We start from the raw sequence: 22008 nt of genomic DNA on the forward strand, positions 1-22008 counted from the left end.
CTTCATGTAGAAAAGGAGACTTCCGTGTTTAAAAAAGCATTCCAAATCTTACAGCAGCTTGGCCGGGCATTAATGACGCCAGTCGCCTGACAAAAATTCAAAAACAGCGGCTTTTAACGTTCGATTTGAATGATATAAAAGAACACGCGGCTTCAGGCGGTTACACCGATGATCTATCCGAATAGAACCGAAGAAGAGATGAAGCGTATACGCATGAACTAATCCCCCTGTAAACGGGGGATTTTTTGGTTCCTCTGTATTCCCTATCATAATGTAAGCGTTATCAAAATAAAATAGTAAAATCCTTTCGACTTGTCAGAAAAATTACACAACTTTAAACAATTAAGGAGGTGATTTCAATCAAATAACGAATGTCCCTACTATGGAAGTTAACACCAGTTTATATGAGGGGGATTGCTTTGAAAAAATTTATTGCTTTTCAGATTTTAATCGCGTTGGCTATCGGAGCAGTTATCGGACACTTTTTTCCTGATTTCGGTATGGCGTTAAGGCCGATCGGAGACGGTTTTATCCGCCTGATTAAAATGATTGTAGTGCCGATTGTATTTTCTACGATCGTTATAGGGGCTGCTGGAAGCGGAAGCATGAAAAAAATGGGCAGTCTCGGTGTGAAAACGATTATCTGGTTCGAAGTCATTACCACCATCGTGTTAGGTCTCGGACTTGTTTTGGCCAACGTATTAAAACCCGGTGTCGGACTTGATCTCTCTCATCTGGCGAAAAAAGATATCGGAGAACTGTCTGGCTATACTGAAAAAGTCATTGATTTTAAACAAATGGTCCTCGACATCATCCCCACTAACATTATTGATGTCATGGCGAGAAATGATTTGCTGGCAGTCATTTTCTTTGCGATATTATTCGGTGTGGCGGCTGCCGGGATCGGAAAAGCCTCTGAACCCGTGATGAATTTTTTTGAAGCCACGGCGCAAATTATGTTTAAGCTGACTCAAATCGTTATGGTCACAGCGCCGATCGGTGTGCTTGCCCTCATGGCCGCTTCTGTAGGCCAATTCGGAATCGAGCTTTTAATTCCAATGCTAAAATTGGTCGGTACGGTTTTTCTCGGCCTGTTCATTATCCTCTTTGTGTTATTCCCGCTTGTCGGTCTCATCTTTAAAATCAAATATTTTGAAGTGCTGAAAATGATCTGGGATCTGTTTCTCATAGCCTTCTCCACCACCAGTACGGAAACGATCTTGCCGCAGCTCATGGATCGGATGGAGAAGTACGGATGCCCGAAAAGAGTGGTTTCATTTGTGGTTCCATCAGGATTGTCTTTAAACTGTGACGGTTCCAGTTTATATCTATCAGTTTCCTGTATATTTCTGGCTCAAGCTTTCAATGTGGATATGTCCGTCTCAGAGCAGCTGCTTATGATGCTTGTGCTTGTTATGACAAGTAAAGGCATCGCAGCCGTGCCTTCAGGCTCACTTGTTGTTCTTTTGGCCACAGCCAACGCCGTCGGGCTGCCGGCTGAAGGCGTCGCCATCATTGCGGGTGTAGACCGTATCATGGATATGGCCCGAACCGGTGTCAACGTACCTGGACACGCGGTAGCCTGCATCGTTGTCTCTAAATGGGAAAAAGTCTTCCGCGAAAAGGATTGGACACCGCCAAAAGATTACGGACAAACAGAAAGTCTCTGATACGAACGTATAAAAAAACCTCTGAGACAACCATGTCTCAGAGGTTTTAACATATATTTTATTCAGCAGACGCCTGATCTTCCGTTTCAATCGCTGCCAGTCTGGCGTTGATTTCTTCGGCAGTCATGCCGTGTTCTTTCACATATAAGTTTCGCGGATTTGTGCGGCATTCGTGGCTGCAGCTGCGCATATATTTGTATTCATTTTCCGGTGTGCAGATCATTTTCTTATTGCATGACGGGTTAGCGCAGTTTACATACCGTTCGCACGGCTCACCCGTAAAGCAGTCTTTCCCCACGATCACATGCTCCACACGGTTGACGGGCACGCTGATTCTTTCATCAAAGACGTAGCATTGACCGTCCCATAGCTTCCCTTGTACTTCAGGGTGCTTCCCGTACGTGACGATTCCGCCGTCAAGCTGGGACACATCCTCGTAGCCCTCTTTCATTAACCAGCCAGAAAACTTTTCACAGCGGACTCCGCCTGTGCAGTAGGTCAGAATTTTTTTGCCTTCGAGGACTTCTTTGTTGTCTTGAATCCAATCCGGCAATTCGCGGAAGGCTTCAATATCCGGTCTGATGGCTCCTCTAAAATGACCTAAGTCATACTCATAGTCATTACGGGCATCAATGACAACCGTATCATCTGACTGCATTTGCTCAAAGAATTCCGGCGGGCTCAAATGTTTGCCTGTGATCTCATTCGGGTCAACGTCATCTTCCAAACGAAGGCTGACAAGCTCATCCCGATGGCGGACATGCATTTTTTTGAACGCGTGGCCGCTGGCTTCATCAATTTTAAACGGCATATCAGCAAACCGCGGGTCCGCTTTCAGCGCCTGCATATATTGCTCAGTTTGTTCGAACGTGCCGGAGACTGTGCCGTTAATCCCTTCTGCTGAAATAAGGATACGGCCTAACAAACCAAGTTCTTTACAAAACGACAAATGCTGAGCCGTAAATTCCTCCGGCTCTTCTATCGGAACATATTTATAATAAAGTAATACTCTGTATTGATTTTCCATTTCAAACACCCTGTTCAATTATAATTAAGTTCTTTGCATACTCTACTATATCATACAGGAAAACACCATAAAGTTGAACATATCAGCCCACGCTCTATTTTTACGCAGAATGGCTGATACATGGGGGCAGAAAAGGATTTTGACCATTTTCATATGATTTTTCCCATTAATTTACTAATAGGTCGATTTGCTGTTTCTCTTACTCCATCTCTTCTTCAAACGATAAATTCACGGGTTCTTCCAAAAGTTCAGAAGCCATTTCCATGTTCGTCGACGGTACATGTTCAGCCACTTCTTCAAAAGACACTTGATCAATCCAAATCTGGCCAGGGCCGGATAATAAAACGCCAAATGAAATCACAGCGCTATTTTCCGGAACATCTAACACAACAGAATAATAATTCCAATTCGTTGTGCCGGTAATCGGCCTATTACTCATATTGTCGAATTGAAGAATATCTCCCGCTGCACTATCCACCCTCATCCAAAGTGAGGAAAATTGCTGAACCTGTTTCGTCTGAATAAACCCAGAGAGCCTGATTCTTTTTCCTATATAACGCCCAGCTTTAAACTGCTGCATCATCGTAGCAAATTCATCGGCATCCTGCACTGTTTTAGACTTTACATACCCCGACGCCTTTCCTTGATGAACATTTTCATGATCAACCCCCATTTCATAATGAAACGGGTGGCTTCCGCTTAATACCCAGCCTTTCACTTTCCTTTCCATCCATGATTCCCCCTTTTTCGATATGATACTCTTCATGATTTTTCGATATTTACCGGGCGGCAGATGATATATTTTCTTAAATGCCCTTGTGAATGCTTCTTGTGATTCAAATTGGTAATGCAGCGCAATATCCAAGATCCGATGGTCTGTATGCAGCAAGGCAGCCGCTGCGTTTGCGAAGCGCCTCCTCTGAATGTAAGAAGTGACAGACATCCCAACCGCAGATTGAAAAATCCTGTGAAAATGGTATTTCGAAAACCCGGCGACATGCGCTATATTCTCGGCCGATATCTGCTCGTGTAAATGAGATTCAATCCACTCGATCGTCTTTTGAATGATTTGTTCATGATACATACAGGTTCACGGCTCCTTTCTTTATTAGAATAAATGACAGCCAGAATGTTTTTTTGATTATTTTTGCGGATATCATAAAAAAATCCCCTGTTGTTGGACAAGGGACTTTAAACTTTGCTAGTATGTCGGACTAGATAATAACAGAAGGAGAAATATGTTCAATCCAAATCACACCGTCATACTGCTCCTTTAATATCATCTCTTCTTCATTGTTCCCCCAGTACAAAGCCGTACGCGGGGTGTAAATCCATGATGTGCCTTTGCGGTTTTTCGTATGAAGGAAATCGACGAAGGTGTATGGGTGCCGGGCACTTTTGAGTAAGGCTTCCAAGCTTGTTGGCTGATGCGAGCTATTGACTGGCGCAATGGTGCCGTCATTACCTAAACTCTCTCCTGAATACGCATAGATGCCAATGGTGTAGGTTTGCTTTTTGATACGTTCCGGCAAATAATCACCCATATTGGGACCATTGGTTTGGATCCAGTCTTTGATTACCTTTGTGTTTTGCTTGCGCAGGTGGTAGTTATGCCCCCATACCATGATTTTTTTATCAGGATATAACTCCTCTGCCACCCACTCCAATTGCTCCGCCATCATCTTGTCGCGCAAAAAGAAAGTCAAATTCTCCATCTGGTCTGGCTCTGGATATATCTCCAGCTTTTCTCTCATTTCTTGTAAAAGATACGTCTCCATGATCTCCATCCTTAATTGGAGGCTATGTTTTACGATATCAAGAGACTTTGGGTGGCGGGGATTTTTAAATGCTGAAGAATGGCTGTCAACAAACTTTAATAACTCACTATATTCCTTAACCAACGCTTCTTTTTTCTTAAGAAATTCTTCAAGAGTGCTGCTGTCGGAAACAAGTTTGAAATACTGATTCTCCGCTTGAGTCAGCTGCTCGGCTTTCACAGGATCAATTTTTTTAAACAAATCATGAACAGACTTGTTGAATTTGCCCGGCATATCTTGAATATCAAAACCGGTCAAAATGAGAGGGTCTCCTTTTTCTTTTTGTTCTTTGATATATTGAAATAATTCCAGCACATCTTCAGTGTGCCAAACACCAAAAATAGAATCCTTCATTAGGCCCCTGGCAGATAATTGATCCATATTGCGATAGGAGGCATTTGTATCGGAAAACCCTGATTCAAATGCAATCACATCATAGCCTAATTGTTCATGAAGATATTTGATCAGACGGACTTTTGTTTGGTTCATTTCGGCGGCGCCATGTGTGGTTTCTCCCAGTTGAACAATTCGTTTATCTTTTAAAACGTTCTTTAAAAATCGCAAATCTTTCTGTGAAGAATCTGACATTTCTATAGGATGCGCGTTTCGTTTGATCCATCGCTCCCAATGTTTGATATCCTTCTCTCCGGCAGCGGCTTGGACTGAGGCAGTCAAGGGGGTGAACAACAAACAAACAGTGAGCAGCAGCATGGTCACTTTCAATAACGTGTTTTTCAATTGAAACCTCTCCTTTTTGATCAATCTATCTTCCTCTTTGTTACGAGATAGATATAACAAAAGTTTCCTTCCCCAAATAAAAAAGCTTGTTGACCTGCCTCAAAAGGCCCGATCAACAAGCTGATTCCAATCAAGCTATCTTTAACTTTCCACTACCACTTTTACAGGTTCACTTTCCTTTTTCGTGGTATCGGTTGCTGTAACGTACAGCACTGTTCCCGCTTTTTGCTTTGCTATCTTAACAGAAAATTTGCCTTTGCTGTCTGCTTTAGCTGATGCCAATCTTTTTTTCGATTTATCCATCACTTTAATATTGGCATTGGCGCTTGCTTTTCCTGTGACAGCCATGTCATTTACCGTGACTGAGTTGACTTCCGGCTTGGCCGGGGGCTGTCCTTCTTTTACGACTGTCTTTATTGATGTTTCAGCTTTTCCTTTTGTTCCTTTCACATGAAGAACCGTGTTTTTCTTTTGCAGCGGGATTTTGACTTGATATGTTCCCTCTGCCCCGGCAGTTGCTGTGCCCAATGTCTTGGTCCCGCTCACCACTTCGATTTTTGTGCCTTCTTTTGCAGAACCTTTGACCTTTTGCTGATTATCGTTCACCTGATTGACTGCCATATCTAATTCAACCGCGCTTACCGCATGGAACGCGTTCAGACGCCCGTTGCCTGAGTACCAGTCAATGCCGGGGATTTTCGGATCTGTAATCGGATCACCGTTTTCATCTGTCGGAGCTTCTCCCCCGCCGTCCACACTGTCAAATGTGATATTATCGGCCGTTTCATCAAGGATTTTTTCAACTTCACTTGGTGTTAAGCTTGGATTTTGAGAAAGCAGCAAACCTGCCGCGGCTGTGACATAAGGAGTGGCCATAGAAGTCCCGCTCATGTATGTCACATTTCCGTTTGGAACAAGGCTTGGAATATCTGATCCAGGCGCCGCCAAATCTAATCCTTCGCCATAATTAGAGAATTCTGATATGACATCAAGCTTATTTGTAGCCCCGACGGAAATGGCATAGCGTGATGAAGCTGGATAACCAACTTCCGGCGCGGCTTCATTTCCGCTCGCTGCAGCCACTGTGACACCGTGAGACGCCGCATAATTCAATGCATACTCAAGCACGCGGCTGTATCCGCCGCCAAGGCTTAGGTTAATGACTTTCGCACCTTGATCGACCGCATATTTAATTCCCAAAGCAATTTGTTCTGTATCTCCCATTCCTGTAGAATCCAACACTTTTACCGGAATGATCTGTGCATGGGCATTCAATCCTGCCATCGAGTAACCGTTATCCTGCTGTGCCGCAATAATTCCGGATACATGTGTGCCATGCCCTTGATCGTCGAGCGCATTATCGTTCCGGCCGACAAAGTTTTTGCCTAAATCTGTACGGACTTTTCCTTTTAAATCAGCTAAAGTGCTGTCGACTCCCGTATCGACAACCGCGATCAGCGTATCTTGTAATGTTTTATTGCCGAGAAGATTTTGCATCGCCTCAAATCTCACATCAGATCCGCTATTTCCGCCATCTTTTCCCGAGTTATGAAGCGGCCATTGATGAGGATATTGAACATCGTTAGAAAGGCTGCGATAGGTTTGCACAGGCTCCGCAAATTCAACATCCGGCATGTCGGACAGCTTCTCCGCCGTGCTTTCTGCTTGAGCTTTAAATGCGCCGTCAGATTCTTTTTCACCATTGATATCCACTGAATACATGTCATCAAACAGCTCATCACTCTTATCCGGGCTGGATACCTCATTTGATTGGATGCCGTAGCCCTTCATGCTTTTTTGCAGAGAGCTCAGGCTTTTTCCATGCTTCATTTTGACAATGACTTTACTCGTTTGGCCGGCGCTTTCCGGCGCGAGCTTTTGTTTGGAAATCAAATAGCCTGACGATTTCCCTTCAAGGTTTGTCAATCCGATCTTTTCAGCCTGTTTTTCCATGTCTTCTTTTATAAAGTCAGGCACAGACTGCAGCGTCAATTTGTAGAGGCTGTTGATCGCTTTTTGTTCTTTTTCTGTTACTGTATGCGAGCTGTTTGCGCCGTTTTCCGCCACGTCTTTAAAGAGCGGCTTTAACGTCACAAGGTTCTGATAAACAGCGTTTCGGTCATCCTTGTTAGCAACCAGATGGGAGACAAGGAATGGCGCTGTTTTATAGTAAAGCCCTGACAGCTTCTTGCCCTCCTCCGTCTTGTTCAGCCATTGGTCTCGAATGGTGCGCAGCTGCGACAGGATCGTCTTTCCTGACTTTTTTTGATCCACACTCAGTTCAACCGGGCACTCTTCCTGAGAAGCCGCCTCTTGATCTGATGGCTGAATTGTGATCCCGTCATAGCTGATCGTATATGTCGCTTTTCCCGGTGCTTCGGATTGCACCTCGCCTTCCGGAGGTTCTTCTTCACCGAGATATTCCACCTTTATGTAGTAAGGCCCTTCCCACGCATGGGGAACGTTAACTTCAGCCTTATGTTCCGCGGCCGTGCTCACTCGATATTGATCAAAAGTGTCATCTTGCTTCGCCTTTTCTTTACTGGAGTAAACAGAAACTGCCAGAAGCTCATTGCTCTTTACTTTCAGCTTCATGTGAGAATCCTTGGAGATTTCCTCTTTTGAAGGAGATATTTTATACATTTGTGACTGCTCAGGTTTTTCTAGTGTTCCCTCTGCTTCTTTGCCTTTGGTCAGGCTGACTGCTTGGTCAATTCCGTTTTCCGCAGCGGCTTTGCTTGCTTTAGCAGGCATAAACAAGCCGAATAGCAGCATACCTGTAAGAACCAATACCAAAAGCGGACTGATTTTCTGATTTTTCATTTGATAACCTCCTGAAAAATTGAATCTTTTAGCAGGTTATCATGAATGCGAATACGCCTTAAACAGTACATAGGACTAGTTTCGAATAGAAGAATAGAGCCGTTTTTTCAAGAGAATCGGTATTCTATGATGGTTTTGTAATCTAATCAGTCTATAATTTATACTGAAAGATAGATAGAAAAAAACACGTTTATAGGACCTGAGAAATCCGAATCTTACATCAAAATTTATGTAAAAAGCGCCTCATTTTATTTTTCTCTCATGACCTGCTGAAAATAAAACCGATACGTATTCCGCAAAAACGTCTCAATAGGCAATTGCACCTCTTGCCGGTACTTACCTATGATAAACGGAAAACGTTCCATTCCTTTTTGCCGCAGCTCATCTGCTTTTTCCGGCTCATTCTCTTTTACAAGCTCACGAATGAGAGTCTCTACAACCGGCCAGCACGCTTCCCGAAGGTTCAGGAGGGCTTCGTGATCGCCCGTATTCTGAAAACGCTGTATCCAGTTCATCAGTTGTTCTTCCATTATTATCACCCCTTACAATGATACGCCGCCCGAAATCATCTGCCAAACTGTTCGTTTATCGTTTGTCAGATTTTCTACATGCGCTCCTGTTTGCATTTGTTTCTATTCTCCCGCATTTATTGAAGCTTTTTTCCCTGTTTTTTCATTTGAATGGTAATTCATCTCATACCAGCATCAGTTTCATCTATTTTCCATATTGATTAGAGATAGCCAAACTTGTAAAATGTACCACAATATGAAATCTAACAAAACATATCAACTTATTTGTCAGATTATCTCCATTATTTTTTAATACTTGATGGAAAAGGAGAACTGAAACATGCCTACCTTAGAAGATGTAAAACAATCCGACTTACAGGCCGCAGCAGATTATGTGAATAAAGTGTATAAAGCTGTGGAGCAGCGCAACCCTCATGAAGCAGAGTTTCTTCAAGCAGTAAAAGAAATATTCGATTCCCTCCCGCCAGTCTTAGCCAAACATCCAGAATACATCAAACACAATATCCTTGAAAGAATCGCAGAACCTGAACGAATGATAACGTTTCGCGTCCCATGGGTTGATGACCAGGGCTGCGTTCAGGTCAACCGCGGGTTCCGTGTACAGTTCAACAGCGCGATCGGTCCTTACAAAGGCGGTTTGCGGTTCCACCCCTCCGTCAATGCCAGCATTACAAAATTTCTGGGATTTGAGCAAATTTTCAAGAACTCCTTAACGGGCCAGCCGATAGGAGGAGGAAAAGGGGGATCAGATTTTGATCCAAAAGGGAAATCAGACGGAGAAGTGATGCGCTTTAGCCAAAGCTTCATGACCGAGCTCTGTAAATACATAGGACCGGATCAGGATGTGCCTGCTGGCGATATCGGTGTCGGGGCGAGAGAAATCGGGTACCTGTTCGGACAGTATAAGAAAATAAAAGGCGGCTATGAGGCCGGCGTATTAACAGGGAAAAGCCCCGGCTTTGGCGGAAGCTTAATCCGCACAGAAGCTACCGGCTACGGCACGGTTTACTTTATGCAAGAGCTATTGAAAGACAATGGACTTACTTTTGAAGGCAGTACAGTTGTTGTTTCCGGCTCTGGAAATGTGGCCATCTACGCGATGGAAAAAGCCGCAGAACTTGGTGCGTCCGTTGTGGCATGCAGCGATTCAAACGGCTATATTTATGACGAAAACGGCATCAGCCTTGATACACTGAAGTGTTTAAAAGAGGTTGAACGCCATCGGCTCAGCGAGTATGTGAAAGAGCATCCGCAAGCGCAGTATGTCGAAGGCGGTTCTGGTATATGGTCCATTCCATGTGACATCGCTTTGCCGTGCGCCACACAAAATGAAATTGACGAGACAGCCGCAAACATTCTCGTGAGAAACGGCGTAAAGGCTGTTGGAGAAGGCGCGAACATGCCATCTACACTGGAAGCCATCGAGGTTTTTAGAAGCAATCAAATTCTTTTCGGCCCTGCGAAAGCAGCCAATGCGGGCGGTGTCTCCGTGTCAGCCCTTGAAATGGCGCAAAACAGCGCCAGATTGTCTTGGCCGGCGGAAGAAGTAGATGCCAAACTGCACGATATCATGGTCAATATTTATCGTGACAGTATGACGGCGGCTGAAAAATATGGCCAGCCGGGAGACCTGATCGCAGGCGCGAATATTGCCGGATTCCTAAAAGTAGCAGACGCCATGGTTTCTCAAGGCGTTATATAAAAGCAAAAAGGCGCCGGGCTTATCAAAAGCCGGCGCCTCTTTATTATTTCACATAGCCAATTGCCTGTCCCACTTGCACTTCCCGTCCTTCTGTCAGGTCAGCGGCCGGCTCAAAAGCATGTTTTTCAAAAATTAAAATGACTGTCGAGCCAAACGAAAAATACCCCAGTTCCTCTCCCAGTTTCAAATGATCCTTGGCACTGGTTTGCACAATGGTATTAATATTCATGGCTCCCACAGGAATCATCAGCATTTTCTGCCTCTCTCCAGTAAGCTCATACACGTAACGATAGTTTTTAGAAAGCACATCCTTGCCATACGTCAGACCTAATTGGTTCACCGGATATGATCGCTTCCCAAGCTCCGCTAACTTTTGATAAGTACAGCTGATCGGGGAGTGAAACCGGTGATAATGTCTGGGACTCAAATACAGAACCGCAAAATAGCCGCCGTTGTAATTGTGTTCCATACTATTAAATCCGGTCAGCTCAGCGAATGAGTAATCCTTCCCTTTCACTCTGTATGTCTGATTCGAATTGATTTTCCCCACTGTCTGAACCACACCGTCAACTGGGCTGACAACGGCGTTTTCCTCTTGAGCAACAGGCCGAAGCTCCAGATTAATATTACGTATAAATAAGGCTGAGAGCGTCTCATATTCAGCCGCAGACCCATTTACGTCATTCCAGTTAATATGATAATACTTTGAAAATAACGGTATCATCGGTTTGCTCATTTTCGATTCACAAAAACGCTTTAATAGCCTGGAGGTTAAAGGATTATTTGTCAGTTCAATGAATGATCGGTAAAAAATCTTTAAGGCTGCATGTTTAAACATTGATAACTCCTATACACTTTCCGATAGTAATAAAAATAAAACACCACAAAAAAGCGCCAATCGCCGCAAATGAGAGATACGTTTTAAACTCCATTTTGCCAATTCCGGAGAAGTAACAGGTCACATGTCTGACACCCGGAATAAAATAACCCAAAATAATCGAGTACGGACCGTATTTCTTCATCCATCTTTCCACTTTCACCATTCTTTTTTCTTTCAGCCCAACCCATTTCCCATACTTGTCTATGAACGGGCGCCCCGCTTTTTTGCCGATAAAATAACTGATAATCATCCCTGCCAGCGCGCCGACAAAGCTGCATAACAGGGCAAGCTCATAATTCAATACATCACTGTTCGTAAAATATCCAACGACCGTCATCATCACCTCATCAGGAATCGGCAAGCCGATAATCCCTAACGTCAGCATAAAAAAAATGGCAATGTAGCCATATTGAGATAACAGATCTTGGACTAACTCCATCTTCTTCTCTCCAAATTTTCAGCTGCATGTTTTTTAAAATGAGGGAATTTTACTCTGCTGACCATTAAGTAAGATAGTATGCATGTACCCAGCACCAGCAATATTGAATTGTTAATAAAACTTAAAATCGTTAAACACATTCCCGCAAAGGGAATCGGCATCCCAATAAATGTCGGCAATTTACTTTGCTCCACATTAAATTTCGATAGGCGAATCATCCCGCAGACGCTGTACGCCAAGGCACAAAAAATGCCGAGAAACGGCAGCGTATACAGTGACACAGAATAGGCCAGCATTGACGGCGCCACACCAAACGTCACCAGATCGGCAAAGGAATCCAGCTCCCTGCCGACATCCGAAACGGCATTCAGTTTTCGAGCTGCCATACCGTCAAAAAAATCAAGAAACATACCGGTAAAAATGAATATGACTGCTGAATGAATGTTATGAAACAATAGGGAATGAATAGCTAAAAGCCCGCAAATAAAATTTCCAATTGTAATCATACTAGGTATATAATTCACAGTTTATACACACCTCCGCTAAAAGAAACCGTTTTATATAAAGCCTTTGATCCTGAATATTTCAAAAGAAGGCAATTGGTTCATAAAAAAGCTTAAATTTATGGAATTCAATTACTTTCATAGAGACTCATGAAAATACATACACCAAATTCTTTCATTATACTACATTTATTAGGATTTGGACAAGGGCAGTCTTTCATTCCGCATACCTATTGGCCAATCTTTCTTACAATCTATAACACTCTCTGGCGTGTTAAAGGGGAAATCATTCCCCCAAAAACGCCAAAACACGTTTATTGACGTACTCAGGCTGCTCCATTGACAGTACATGGCCCGCCCCTTTCACCATCTCTGTTTCAATATGGGGAACTAGTGCCGCGGCCCGCCGCAAAGCCAACTCTCGATCACAAACCACCTCATATTCCCCAGTCATCAACAGCATCGGAACCGTTACCGATTTTAATTCCTGATCAGAAAACACATATGGAAAACCATTTTCTTTCGGCTTCAGTCCTCTTTGCGGATCCTGCCACATGATCCCCGCATGAAACTGCTTTTCAAAGGCGGGATGCAAATCATACCGATCCGCCATCATCCATTGTAAAAACGCTTCAACTCCGTCAGGCTGAGCGAGGCCCATTGAATATTTGTAAAAGTCAGGGTGAAACGGTATAAATGCCTCAGCCGGACTCATGATGACAGCGCGCTCTACTCGCTCAGGTGCTTCCATGACAAAATTCACGGCATGAAGCCCGCCTAGCGAAAGCCCCGCAACATGAGCCTTTTCTAATCCAAGACAATCAAACACCTCCGATAACCAGACGGCATAATCTGTCCTTGTAATGCAAGGCTTGTCAGGCATGCTTTTATTCTTATCACCTATGATATCAACCGCATACGTCCGATAGCGGCTGCTCCAATCCGCTATATTCGGATACCACATCACCGAGCTGAACAAAGCGCCGTGCAGCAATATAAGCGGCGGTGCATCGTTTGGACCGCTCGCTATAATATGAGTTTGGCCGAAACTTGTAGAGACATGGAAAGTGTCATATGCCACTGGCCACAAAGAAAGACTCTCATCATAAGCCTGATAAAAACGCGCACCGCTTTTACTTGTAATTTTATTATGTGACATTGAAATTCCCCTTTCATTTATAAAAGAATTCGAAATGCTAATGCAGGAGACACAATGTTACCCGCAGTATGCATGAAAATACTTATGTACATATTTTTCTTCATCGGAAGTAAAGCCGGCAGCCCCGAAAACAGGTTTCTTCAATAATAAACGGCTTCCAATCCCCTTAATAAAATAGCTGCTATGAAAAGCGCAAGATTGACCCCAGAGCGAGTGCTGCTCTAATCTCTCACGATTTCATATAAGAAAATATACCTAGTTATTATCTCATATTCGCTTTTTCCAGTATATAGTCTTCTAATATAGATTAAAAACATTACGAAACGTTTCAATCCGATTACAAATTGGAAAATTACGCCCAAATGGTTTCTTTTTCACTCAAGATCATTTAGAATGCGCACTAGATCATTTTATTGATTGATGAAAGGAGATACACGATGAAATCATTGATGTCCCCTCTATTAATAGGTGTAATGGCAGTGGCTCTAACAGCTTGCGGATCAAATGACGAAGGAAAAAAAGAAGCAAACGCTGCGGATCAAACAAAAACAGCTCAGACTGAACAGCAGCAGGATCAGGCAAAGCAGATGGAAGCCATGCAGAAAAAGCTGGATAAGCAGAAAACAGATGATGAGAAAACCGTTGCCGTTGTCAATAATGAGAAACTGACGGGCAGTGACTATAACAGCGTGCTGACGTCCGCGCAAACGCAATATCAGCAAAGCGGGCAGGACCCGACTTCAAAAGATGCAGCAAAGCAAATCAAGAAACAAACCATCAACAGCCTCGTCGGGCAGACACTTCTGCTTCAAGAGGCCAATAAAAAAGGCTACAAAGCATCTGATAAAGAAGTCGACAAACAGCTCGCCGAAAGCAAAAAACAGTACAAAAGCAATAAAGAATTTAACGCTGCCCTTAAAAAGGCAGGTTTGAATACAACGAAACTGAAATCAGAACTGGCGGACAACATCAAATACGAAAAATATGTTGAAAAAGAAGTACCGAAAGATAAAGTAACCGATAAAGAAGTGAAAGACTACTATGATCAATACGCTGCCAAGCAAGGCAGCAGCGAAGGCCAAAAGCTTCCAAAGCTGTCTGAGGTAAAAACGCAAATCAAGCAGCAGCTTGAGCAGCAAAAGCAACAGGAAAAGCTTGTGAAACAAGTGGAAAAACTCAAGAAAAACGCGAAAGTGGAAATTAATATATAAGAAAAAAGGCGGTTCCCTTGGGAAACCGCCTTTTTTAATTATTCTACAGTCAAATGATCCAGTGCTTGCTTCGCGTTTTCTCTCGCTTTTTCGACTGTGTCCGCGGCAGAAAGCGCAACCGCCATGCGGCGCCCGATTTTTGTGAGAGGTTTTCCAAATACGCGAACTTGGGTATTCGGCACTGCCAAAGCTTGTTCCAGTCCGCTTACTGTGTAATCCGCCAGCTCTTCCGGCGCTTTCAGCGGGCGGCTCGCTCCCGGCGAAAGCTGTGTAATTTCCGGGATCGGAAACCCTAAGATAGCCCGTACGTGCAGCGCAAATTCTGACAGCTGCTGTGTGACGAGCGTGACCAGCCCTGTATCATGCGGACGGGGGGACACTTCGCTGAAATAAACTTTATCTTTCGCAAGGAAAAGCTCTACGCCGAACAAACCGTATCCGCCAAGTTCGTCCGTAATCGTCTTCGCAATATGCTTCGCCTCTTCAATTTGCTGTTCTGTCATTTGATGAGGCTGCCATGATTCAATATAGTCTCCGTCCTTTTGGACATGTCCGATCGGCGCGCAAAACGCAGTACCGTTCACCGCACGTACAGTAAGAAGCGTGATTTCTGACTCAAAGGGAATAAACTCCTCCACAATGACTCTGCCGTTTTTCACTCTTCCGCCTTCCATTGCCATTTCCCAGCAGCCTTCCAAATCGGCTTCTGAGCGGCACACACTCTGCCCTTTGCCTGAAGAGCTCATAAGCGGCTTCACAACACAGGGAAAGCCGATCTGACCTGCCGCTTGGGTGAATTCTTCATATGTATCCGCAAACTCATAGCCGGCCGTTGACAGACCCAAGGTTTCAGCCGCCAGCCTTCTGATGCCTTCCCGATCCATCGTAAGCTTTGCCGCACGCGCATTCGGAATGATGCGGAATCCTTCTGCCTCAAGCTTTAACAGCTCATCCGTGGCGATTGCCTCCACCTCTGGCACAATCAAATCCGGTTTTTCTTTCTCAATCACTTCTCTGATCTGCTCCCCATTCAGCATATCAACAACATAGCTTTTATGCGCAACTTGCATGGCCGGCGCATGCTCATAACTATCAACCGCCACCGTCTCCACCCCAAGACGCTGCGCTTCAATGACTACCTCTTTCCCCAATTCGCCTGAACCCAGTAACAAAACCTTCTTTGATTGATACATGTCTTTAGCCCTCCTCTATTCACCCACCATTATAAACTGAAATATTAGAAAAATGAATTTTCCAATTAAAAAAGGCAAGATAAGAAACTGCCCTTATTTTGCCTTTTTCACTCTTTATTCTAAAGATTCGATCGCCGCAATGACATCCGCTTCACTAAATGCCCCCATTAAGCATAAAGATTCCTCCGGCTTACAAGCATGTGCGGCAATGTCCCGTTTCGCTTGCTCCTGATTTTCCAGTATGCCTAAATCGCTCAGCTTTACCGGGAAGCCAAGCTTTTGATAAAACGGAATGATCTCCTGAATTTCGTTTGTCCGCGCTTCTAGGGCAAGCTGCACCAATATTCCATACGCGACCTTTTGCCCGTGCAGCACATGATGGGTTTCTTGAATAAAGCTAAGCCCGTTATGAATCGCGTGAGCCCCTGCCATTCTGCCATAGCGCCCCGCATAGCCGCCCACAGTGCCCGCAAGTGTAATAATCGTTTCCAAGACATTCGTTAAGGAAGAGGAGGACTCTCCTTTTTCAATGCTTTCCACCGCCTGAAGGCCTTCGTTCAATAAGATATCGCGAATATAGACGGATTGCCTTAAACCCGCTTGGACCATCAAGGAAAGAGAGTCCTTTGTGTTCCTGACAACCGCTTCCGCTTCATACCACTTGGCGAGAGTATCACCGATTCCGCTTTTGACATATTCAATCGGTGAAGAAAGAAGTAATAACGGATCAACGAGCGTCACATAACTTGAGCGCTTATGATAATCCACCCTGATAAAATTACCTCGTTCATCGTAGATTACGCTTAACGGCGTGCTCGCCGCGCATGTTCCGGGAATCGTCGGAATGGTTATCACTTCTATATCTAAACGATCAGCCGCCGCTTTCGCCGTGTCTAAAACCGTTCCACCGCCAATTCCGATCAAGACATCTGCTGCACCTGCTTCCTCAGCAATCCCGCGGATCGCTTCAGGCGAACTATATCCCTCATGCTGAATCACTTTCCATTCTGAAGGGAACGCCGTATACGTTGTAAACGCTTCATATGATTTATTTCCTGTGACCACGACAGGATGGTGAAATCCATTCAAAAACTCCTGAAGCTCTTTTACGATTCCTTCCTTACATACGTATTGATTCGGACCGCTTCGCACAATATCTTCAGGCTGCATATGAATCTCTCCTCTTTTTTCTACCCATCATCTCACTCTCATGAAAAAGTTGTCAAACATCTATGACGAAAGAATCGCTGATCAGCGCCCCGCCGGATTGGAGGGACGAACTACGTGCCGTTTTGATGAGTAAGGGTAAATGCTGGGGATATATCACACTGCTTCGGTGCAGCGGCGAGCCTTTTTTTCAACCAGAGGAACGCGACCTCCTCGCAGCAGCGGCGCCGGTAATCGGCAATGCCCTGCGGCAGTTCAGGCTGGCACTCCCAAACGGAACAACGCAGCGCATACAAGACACCGGAATTCTGATCATGTCCCGTACACTTGGAATCGTCTCACACAATCAAACAGCCCGGAAATGGCTTACCGTCCTGCGTCAATGGGAGAAAACAGACTCGGAAACACTCCCAAGACCCATTCGGGCCGTCTGCACAAACGCACTGGAGAACTCAACGGCTAAGGTTCTGATCACCATCCCCGACCACCCTTATCTCCTCCTGAAAGCGAGCCTCTTGAAAAGTACGGCTGAACCCGGCCAAATCGCGGTCTCGTTTGAACCCGCCGCTCCGCCGGATACCATGCCGCTCCTGATAGATGCCTGCGGTCTGACCGAACGGGAGACAGACATTACGGACCGCATTATACGAGGGCTTTCAACAAAGGAGATCGCGGAGGTCTTGCACATTTCCGCCTATACAGTGCAGGATCATTTGAAGTCAATTTTTGCAAAAACGGAGACAGGAAGCCGCCGCGAGCTGATGTGGAAGATGCTCTCTTATGTACTGGAATAAGCATTATGCCTGCCGTTCGATCAGCGGGATATCCATTATTCTTGAGCAAGCTCATCCAGGCGCTCAATGGCATCCCGTTTTTCAAAAGTGCTGAACCACAAATCATCATAGGAATCTAAAATGCGATAATGCTGAGAAATCAAATTTTGCTGTAAACGGAAATCTCCCTTTGCCTTCATCTCTCTCCACCACACTTTCCCGCCCATCGTCTTTCCTTTAGGCCGGTCAATACTCCGATGGGCAACTGTTTCAATCACCTCTAACGGCTCATCCCCTAACACCGATTGCAGAACTTCGCTGTTTTTAAACAAAGCACACACAGCCACCACATGCGCCCATCCAGCAAGTGTCCTCTCCTTTTCAATCTGAACAAGTGTTTTCTTTGAAATCCCAAGCACTTCTGACATTTTTTCTTGCGTATAGCCTCTTTCCATTCGAATTAATTTCATTTTAGACGAGACAAGCTCAATCATGTAATCTTGATCCATCTTATCCTCCGAAGCTCAATGTAACGTTTAGTGTAATTTTACACTTTTTGTTCCCTTTTTCAATACTTCTTTTTGCAGATGTTCTAAACCAAAAGAATCAGTAAAAAAGAACTGTTTTTTCTATTTTTTTCAATTTTAATCCATTCTTCTCAACCCTCATGGTAATATATTTACAGCAAAAAACAGGCGAAAGGACATAGCACATGAAAATACTAGAAGCACACTCCCTCTTGGAATCTGCCGAAACACGTCTTAAAGCCTATGAAAATATGAGAGAAGAAATGGCCGCTCTGAAGAAACAGTTTAAGGGAATGGCGAACTTGGACGATGCCATGACAGGAAAGGGCGCAAACGCAATCAAAGCCTTTTACAACGAACAAGCGGAAGGCGCGGGCTTATGGCTTGATCTCATCGACATGAAGATCGCTTTTTTCAAAAGCGTTCCAAGAGAAATAGAAAGCGCCAAGTTTGATGACAATGCATACGTCGAAGAATCCTATCTCGACAGCGAACTCAATAACGCCATCCAAAAAGCAGACGGCATCATAGACGCACACCATAAAGACATGAAATCAATCTTACATTCTATTGATGGCATCATCTCATTGACGCTTTTTGACAAATCAACAGTAACTGATCAATTGGATAAAGCTGATCACAAACGAAAGAAAACCATTACAGATTTACATAAACTTGATGAAAAGCTAAAAAGCGATTATGAAGCCGCTGAAGCCCTCGAACAAGAGGTTCAGGCGTTTTTTGAAACCTTGACCGGCTCCACCAATAAAGGCAAAAGCATAGATCCCATAACCTTTAACGCAAAAGCGTTTCACGAAACCGATGCCTACAAAAAGAAAGCCGACATCCAAAAACAAGCCCATCAGTATCTAAAGGTTAAACAGCAGGAAGAAATCAAGCATCTTCAAACAAGGCTCGACAAAACCACAGATCCTGACGAGTATTTAAAGATCGCTGATGAGCTTGGGGCTGACAACCTGACAGCGGAACAATTACAATATTACTCAAACCTTGTCTACATGAAAGGGCTGCAGGAAACTGGAAGAATATTAGCAGACAGCACAAAAGGCTTTGTCGTCGCACTGTGGGATGCAGGCAAGGACATCGTCATCGGCGCTTACGACCTGGCCGTCGGTTCATATGACCTCGCTGTTTGGTCCTACAGAGCAAGCGGAAAAATGGGAATCAAAGAACAAGTCAAAGCCGGACAGGAATTTCAAAACGTCATCTACAGCGCGCCAGAGACATTTGATTATATGGTCGAATCATTCAAAAAATCCTGGAACGACAATATGATTCACGGAGACGCCTACAGCCGCTCCCACTACGTCACCTACGCCATCGCCTCCCTCTTCGGAGCCAAAGGGCTCGGAAAAGTCTCATCAACAACCAAGGCCGGGAAGTTTGTGACGAAGGAAACGAAGGCATTTTTGAAGGATCAGAAAGATGTCGCAAAAAACATTACTGAAAAAGCGAAACCTTATTTCAAAGGACCAAACGTCAATCAACTAGAACCATCTTTACAAGGTGCCGGGGGTTTTGAGAATCCTGTTTCGAAGCTTAATAAAGAGTTGGATAAGAAGCAGGAGAGTGTTGTGCGGATTGATAGCAGAGAAAGTGAAGTTTTGGGTGGAGGAAACCTTAAATATAAAGAGGGTTACTATATTGAACATTTAACTGGAGAAGTAACAAAATGCACCAAACGACATGGCGTAAGCGGCGGACATAACTACGAAGAGTTTAAAAAGTACTTTCATAATAGTGAGCAATATAAACTGGAGGAAGTCAAAAAAAATGAGCATCCTAACATTAAAGGCATATACGATATAGAGTATAGATTAAAAATTGAAGTAAAAGATTATCGAGGGCAAGGAACTGGGAAGTTTAAACTTGAACCGAAGGAAGGAAAAGATCCCTTACGTAAAACGATATATGATCCTAGTGTAATTTCAGATGAAGAAATTATCAAACTCGGTAAAGAAGCTATGGAAAACGGTCTCTTAAAAAACCAAGTAGATGAATTAGGATATCAAGATAAAATAAGGGGAACATCAAGTAATGGATTAAAGTTTGAAGGATTTAGAAACAAAGAAACGGGAGAGATTAGTAACTTTTATCCAGTTATTGAATTTAGTAAATAAAGGAGGAAAATAATGAACAACGAAAACTTCACATCAGAACGAAAAATTTTTAGAGATACTTACTTTAATAAAAATTTTAAAAAACAAAATGTAATCAATGTCTTAGTAGAATTAACTCTAGATTATAACTTTATAGAAACATTACAAAGATTTTTAGTTGAAAATGTTGTAAGAAGAGATACATTAGGCGTTGTGTATTCTGATGAATATGATCCTTATGAGGAGGAATATTTCGGGGAGGATAAGGTTCTTTTCTATTATTATTATGGGTTAGATGAAATAAAAGAGGACATTGTTACTCATGATGAACTTTGTAACTACTTAGAAGTGGCGTGTGACTTCTATATTAAGAAACACCCTAATAAAAAAATAGAAGTGAAAAATCTATTAGAACAAATAAAAGAGAAATATCAGATTAAAGAAAATTAAAGTCTTCTCTTCCTTGATCGGCTAAATGCCTTTCAAGGTTTTTTTCAGGCAATATACTGGTGTCGATTATAAAAAATTAATGATTATTTAATAGGGAATAGTGATTTTTAAGATGATATAGATTTAGATACTATTTATGATATAAAGAATAGATTGGATAAAGCAAGAGTTCCAAACAATATGCAAGTTTATAGAGGGTTCAGATCACAGACCTTTAGAATCATTAATTTAATAAATAGTGGGTGAAAAAATGAGAGGCAGAAGAATGATAGATAGATGGGAAGATGACAATAAAAGTTTTGTTAAACTTAATATAAAAAACAAAGTACTACCGACTATATACGGTGGAATTATTGGGGATATATTAGGTGTTCCAGTTGAATTTAAAAAAAGAGGAGAGTTTCATATCCAAGATATTGTTGGATATGGAACTTATAATCAACCTCCTGGAACCTGGTCTGACGATACATCATTGACCTTGTGTCTGATGGAGAATATGGTTGAAAAAGGTAATGAGAATGACTTAATGAAAAAATTCAAACAATATCAAGACGAAGGCTATTGGACTCCCTACGATGAAATGTTTGACATCGGCAGAACAACCGTTGAAGCAATTACTAGATTCAAGAAAGGCGTTCTGCCCGAAAAATGCGGAGGTCAGTCTGAATTTGATAATGGAAATGGCGCATTAATGAGAATTTCACCATTGGTATTTATTTTACAAAGGGAATTTGATTTTGTGAAAAAAACAGAGATGATTAAGAAATATACTGAAATAACTCATGCCCATCCCCGTGCTATAGTTGGTTCAATTATTTATATTGAGTTATTACTAAGGCTATACCATAACAATTCAATTGAAAAATCTCTACGTGAAGTACAAGAGCTGTTCGATGAGAATTTTGAAAAAAGTCATATATATCATGAAGAGTTAACAAAATATAAGAGAATTTTCAACAAAGATTTCTTCAATACACCTAGAGAAGAAATTCAATCAGACGGATATGTTGTTCATACTTTAGAAGCGGCGATATGGTGTTTCGGGACTACATCTTCATTTACAGAAGCAGTACTAGAAGCAGTAAACTTAGGAGAAGATACTGATACCGTAACATCAATAACAGGTTCAATAGCAGGAATTTATTATAAGATGGATGGAATCCCTGAAGAATGGTTAGAAAAAATTGTTCGCAAACAAGATATTGATAAGTTAATAAAAAATTTCTACGAGTATTGCGCAAATAAAGCTATTATTGAGGAGTATGGAAATCTCTAAAAA

General features: G+C 43.1%; 19 protein-coding genes and 1 pseudogene. 8 read left to right on the top strand and 12 right to left on the bottom strand.

The window, feature by feature from the left end; translation table 11 throughout:
- Positions 1-24: 24 nt before the first annotated feature.
- Both GXP75_RS21660 and gltP read left to right on the top strand, forming a co-directional pair.
- Positions 25-87 (top strand): annotated as a pseudogene (locus GXP75_RS21660) (PTS glucose transporter subunit IIA); the annotation flags it as partial.
- 332 nt (positions 88-419) lie between these two features.
- The gene (gltP, locus tag GXP75_RS16815; protein ID WP_242557343.1) at positions 420-1670 is read left to right on the top strand and encodes a glutamate-aspartate/proton symporter GltP; all 1251 of its coding nucleotides are present in this window, start codon (positions 420-422) and stop codon (positions 1668-1670) included.
- Positions 1671-1728: 58 nt separating this feature from the next.
- Here the strand turns inward: gltP and trhO are convergent, their stop codons facing one another.
- The 5 genes from trhO to GXP75_RS16840 all read right to left on the bottom strand — a co-directional run bounded on the left by trhO (position 1729) and on the right by GXP75_RS16840 (position 8605).
- Positions 1729-2697, bottom strand: a complete 969-nt coding sequence (gene trhO, locus GXP75_RS16820) for an oxygen-dependent tRNA uridine(34) hydroxylase TrhO (RefSeq protein WP_061571011.1) — start codon at positions 2695-2697, stop codon at positions 1729-1731.
- Between the two features lie 199 nt (positions 2698-2896).
- Positions 2897-3781: a helix-turn-helix domain-containing protein gene (locus GXP75_RS16825; protein WP_242557344.1), complete on the bottom strand. Its 885-nt coding sequence runs from the start codon at positions 3779-3781 to the stop codon at positions 2897-2899.
- 130 nt (positions 3782-3911) lie between these two features.
- Positions 3912-5252: an erythromycin esterase family protein gene (locus tag GXP75_RS16830; RefSeq protein WP_242557345.1), complete on the bottom strand. Its 1341-nt coding sequence runs from the start codon at positions 5250-5252 to the stop codon at positions 3912-3914.
- 141 nt (positions 5253-5393) lie between these two features.
- The gene (locus GXP75_RS16835; RefSeq protein ID WP_242557346.1) at positions 5394-8075 is read right to left on the bottom strand and encodes a S8 family peptidase; all 2682 of its coding nucleotides are present in this window, start codon (positions 8073-8075) and stop codon (positions 5394-5396) included.
- 248 nt (positions 8076-8323) lie between these two features.
- The gene (locus GXP75_RS16840; protein WP_242557347.1) at positions 8324-8605 is read right to left on the bottom strand and encodes a hypothetical protein; all 282 of its coding nucleotides are present in this window, start codon (positions 8603-8605) and stop codon (positions 8324-8326) included.
- A 319-nt stretch (positions 8606-8924) separates the two neighbouring features.
- Between GXP75_RS16840 and gdhA the strand changes: the two genes are divergently transcribed.
- Positions 8925-10307: an NADP-specific glutamate dehydrogenase gene (gene gdhA / locus GXP75_RS16845; protein ID WP_214917520.1), complete on the top strand. Its 1383-nt coding sequence runs from the start codon at positions 8925-8927 to the stop codon at positions 10305-10307.
- Between the two features lie 43 nt (positions 10308-10350).
- On the opposite strand, the gene GXP75_RS16850 is transcribed toward gdhA, so the two are convergent.
- The 4 genes from GXP75_RS16850 to GXP75_RS16865 form a co-directional block, all read right to left on the bottom strand.
- Positions 10351-11145, bottom strand: coding sequence for a phosphatidylserine decarboxylase (locus GXP75_RS16850; protein WP_061571006.1), 795 nt, complete (start codon positions 11143-11145; stop codon positions 10351-10353).
- Positions 11138-11626, bottom strand: a complete 489-nt coding sequence (locus GXP75_RS16855; RefSeq protein ID WP_061571005.1) for a DedA family protein — start codon at positions 11624-11626, stop codon at positions 11138-11140. Before GXP75_RS16855 ends, GXP75_RS16850 begins: the two co-directional genes overlap by 8 nt.
- Complete coding sequence (pssA, locus tag GXP75_RS16860) at positions 11617-12150, bottom strand: CDP-diacylglycerol--serine O-phosphatidyltransferase (protein ID WP_003327934.1); 534 nt, start codon at positions 12148-12150, stop codon at positions 11617-11619. The genes GXP75_RS16855 and pssA overlap by 10 nt, the downstream gene beginning before the upstream one ends.
- A gap of 265 nt (positions 12151-12415) precedes the next feature.
- Positions 12416-13288 (bottom strand): alpha/beta fold hydrolase, encoded by an 873-nt coding sequence (locus GXP75_RS16865; RefSeq protein WP_214917521.1) that lies wholly within the window; start codon positions 13286-13288, stop codon positions 12416-12418.
- Between the two features lie 437 nt (positions 13289-13725).
- Between GXP75_RS16865 and GXP75_RS16870 the strand changes: the two genes are divergently transcribed.
- Complete coding sequence (locus GXP75_RS16870) at positions 13726-14499, top strand: SurA N-terminal domain-containing protein (protein ID WP_242557348.1); 774 nt, start codon at positions 13726-13728, stop codon at positions 14497-14499.
- A 38-nt stretch (positions 14500-14537) separates the two neighbouring features.
- On the opposite strand, the gene purT is transcribed toward GXP75_RS16870, so the two are convergent.
- Positions 14538-15692: a phosphoribosylglycinamide formyltransferase 2 gene (purT, locus tag GXP75_RS16875; protein WP_242557349.1), complete on the bottom strand. Its 1155-nt coding sequence runs from the start codon at positions 15690-15692 to the stop codon at positions 14538-14540.
- A gap of 114 nt (positions 15693-15806) precedes the next feature.
- A complete protein-coding gene (locus GXP75_RS16880; protein ID WP_242557350.1) occupies positions 15807-16862 on the bottom strand; it encodes an iron-containing alcohol dehydrogenase family protein in 1056 nt (351 codons plus the stop codon).
- 62 nt (positions 16863-16924) lie between these two features.
- Between GXP75_RS16880 and GXP75_RS16885 the strand changes: the two genes are divergently transcribed.
- Positions 16925-17653, top strand: coding sequence for a LuxR C-terminal-related transcriptional regulator (locus GXP75_RS16885; protein ID WP_233529657.1), 729 nt, complete (start codon positions 16925-16927; stop codon positions 17651-17653).
- 35 nt (positions 17654-17688) lie between these two features.
- On the opposite strand, the gene GXP75_RS16890 is transcribed toward GXP75_RS16885, so the two are convergent.
- Positions 17689-18141, bottom strand: a complete 453-nt coding sequence (locus GXP75_RS16890; RefSeq protein ID WP_063638660.1) for a helix-turn-helix transcriptional regulator — start codon at positions 18139-18141, stop codon at positions 17689-17691.
- Positions 18142-18344: 203 nt separating this feature from the next.
- Here GXP75_RS16890 and GXP75_RS16895 point away from each other — a divergent pair, with 203 nt between their 5' ends.
- The 3 genes from GXP75_RS16895 (at position 18345) to GXP75_RS16905 (ending at position 22005) form a co-directional block, all read left to right on the top strand.
- Positions 18345-20300: a T7SS effector LXG polymorphic toxin gene (locus GXP75_RS16895; protein WP_242557351.1), complete on the top strand. Its 1956-nt coding sequence runs from the start codon at positions 18345-18347 to the stop codon at positions 20298-20300.
- Positions 20301-20312: 12 nt separating this feature from the next.
- Complete coding sequence (gene cdiI, locus GXP75_RS16900) at positions 20313-20729, top strand: ribonuclease toxin immunity protein CdiI (protein ID WP_106273174.1); 417 nt, start codon at positions 20313-20315, stop codon at positions 20727-20729.
- A 250-nt stretch (positions 20730-20979) separates the two neighbouring features.
- Positions 20980-22005: an ADP-ribosylglycohydrolase family protein gene (locus tag GXP75_RS16905; RefSeq protein ID WP_242557352.1), complete on the top strand. Its 1026-nt coding sequence runs from the start codon at positions 20980-20982 to the stop codon at positions 22003-22005.
- Positions 22006-22008 lie beyond the last annotated feature (3 nt).

The organism is Bacillus sp. HU-1818, assembly GCF_022695965.1.
Taxonomy (GTDB): domain Bacteria; phylum Bacillota; class Bacilli; order Bacillales; family Bacillaceae; genus Bacillus; species Bacillus atrophaeus.

Excerpts from the sequence above, each read along its gene's own strand:
- trhO (WP_061571011.1), bottom strand. The coding sequence starts at position 2,697 with ATGGAAAATCAATACAGAGTATTACTTTATTATAAATATGTTCCGATA.
- GXP75_RS16825 (WP_242557344.1), bottom strand. The coding sequence starts at position 3,781 with ATGTATCATGAACAAATCATTCAAAAGACGATCGAGTGGATTGAATCT.
- GXP75_RS16835 (WP_242557346.1), bottom strand. The coding sequence starts at position 8,075 with ATGAAAAATCAGAAAATCAGTCCGCTTTTGGTATTGGTTCTTACAGGT.
- GXP75_RS16840 (WP_242557347.1), bottom strand. The coding sequence starts at position 8,605 with ATGGAAGAACAACTGATGAACTGGATACAGCGTTTTCAGAATACGGGC.
- gdhA (WP_214917520.1), top strand. The coding sequence starts at position 8,925 with ATGCCTACCTTAGAAGATGTAAAACAATCCGACTTACAGGCCGCAGCA.
- GXP75_RS16850 (WP_061571006.1), bottom strand. The coding sequence starts at position 11,145 with ATGTTTAAACATGCAGCCTTAAAGATTTTTTACCGATCATTCATTGAA.
- GXP75_RS16855 (WP_061571005.1), bottom strand. The coding sequence starts at position 11,626 with ATGGAGTTAGTCCAAGATCTGTTATCTCAATATGGCTACATTGCCATT.
- GXP75_RS16865 (WP_214917521.1), bottom strand. The coding sequence starts at position 13,288 with ATGTCACATAATAAAATTACAAGTAAAAGCGGTGCGCGTTTTTATCAG.
- GXP75_RS16870 (WP_242557348.1), top strand. The coding sequence starts at position 13,726 with ATGAAATCATTGATGTCCCCTCTATTAATAGGTGTAATGGCAGTGGCT.
- purT (WP_242557349.1), bottom strand. The coding sequence starts at position 15,692 with ATGTATCAATCAAAGAAGGTTTTGTTACTGGGTTCAGGCGAATTGGGG.
- GXP75_RS16880 (WP_242557350.1), bottom strand. The coding sequence starts at position 16,862 with ATGCAGCCTGAAGATATTGTGCGAAGCGGTCCGAATCAATACGTATGT.
- GXP75_RS16885 (WP_233529657.1), top strand. The coding sequence starts at position 16,925 with ATGACGAAAGAATCGCTGATCAGCGCCCCGCCGGATTGGAGGGACGAA.
- GXP75_RS16890 (WP_063638660.1), bottom strand. The coding sequence starts at position 18,141 with ATGGATCAAGATTACATGATTGAGCTTGTCTCGTCTAAAATGAAATTA.
- GXP75_RS16895 (WP_242557351.1), top strand. The coding sequence starts at position 18,345 with ATGAAAATACTAGAAGCACACTCCCTCTTGGAATCTGCCGAAACACGT.
- cdiI (WP_106273174.1), top strand. The coding sequence starts at position 20,313 with ATGAACAACGAAAACTTCACATCAGAACGAAAAATTTTTAGAGATACT.
- GXP75_RS16905 (WP_242557352.1), top strand. The coding sequence starts at position 20,980 with ATGAGAGGCAGAAGAATGATAGATAGATGGGAAGATGACAATAAAAGT.